Origin of the sequence: Methyloversatilis sp. (assembly GCF_030696805.1) — a bacterium.
GTDB lineage: Bacteria > Pseudomonadota > Gammaproteobacteria > Burkholderiales > Rhodocyclaceae > Methyloversatilis.
Map to the genome: position 1 here is coordinate 1 of NZ_JAUYRO010000020.1, position 1163 is coordinate 1163.

Genomic DNA, 1163 nt, shown 5'->3' on the forward strand with positions numbered 1-1163 from the left:
AGGCGCCAGCACCACGCGCTATCAGTACGACGGCCCGGACATTCTGGCCGAGTATGGCGGCGCGTCGGCCGAGCCGATTGCGCTTTACGCACACGGCGCGGGCATGGACGAGCCGCTGATGCGCCTGACCGGAGATGCGGAGTCGCCGCAGGCGCAGGTGGCGTACTACGTTCAGGACGGTGTGGGTTCCATCGTTGCGATGGCGCAGACGCAGGACGTGGCGAATCAGGCGCGGGAGAGCGGGGCCGCGCTGACGGGTACGGGCAACTACTCGACGGCGACCTACCCGGTGGGTGACCTGGCCAACGGCGTGACTGTCGTGTCGGATAACGAAGGCTGGGTGGGGGTTGTGGCCCAATCCGCTGCCGTGACCCTTGCGCTGCCAGCTGCCCGTGCGGTGGAGCGGGTGGAACTGATGGCGGTGACCAACTATCGGCCGGCCGCCTATGTGATCGAGACGCGCAATGGCGCAGGCGCATGGGTGCAGGCCGCCGCCGGAAGTGGCACAGACTTCGCGCCATGGTCTGACGGGGCGAGCGTTCGGGCGGTCAAGAGCTTCAATCCGGTTGTTGCCAGCGAAGTGCGGGTGAGGTTCACGAGTGCGACCCACGCGAGTGGCCTGGTCTGGCTGACCGAGCTTCAGGCGTGGAACACGTCCGGGCAAACGACAGCCGCCCAGCGCTTCGATGCCTGGGGCCAACTGGAACAGGCGGCCGGCTCGGTGCCGACCTGGGGATACACGGGACGCGAGCCTGGTGCCACCGGGCTGATCCACTACCGGGCGCGCTACTACCACCCCGACATCGGCCGGTTCGTGAGCCGCGACCCGTTGGGTCTGTCGGCCGGGATCAACCCGTATGCCTACGCGGACGGGAATCCGGTGCTGTTCAATGATCCGGATGGGTTGATGGCGGCGTTGGCGTGGAATTCGGCTTCGAGCTACATATCGCAGAACGGCACGCGGATACTCGATGGTACGCAGACGGTGCTCGACGTGGCAGGGTTGGTGCCGGGGTTCGGTGAGCTTGCCGACGGTGCCAACGCGCTGATCTACCTTGGACGGGGCGACAACACGAACGCAGCCCTGTCGGGCGCGGCCATGATTCCCTTTATCGGCTGGGGCGCCACGACGGCGAAGGTTGTGGGGAGGGTGGATAATGCGG

At 66.8% G+C, this 1163-nt stretch carries 1 protein-coding gene; it reads left to right on the plus strand.

Annotated elements, in window-relative coordinates; genetic code table 11:
- Window positions 1-1163, plus strand: a 1163-nt coding sequence (locus Q8R75_RS02730) for an RHS repeat-associated core domain-containing protein (RefSeq protein WP_305663502.1), incomplete at both ends; no start/stop codon positions are given.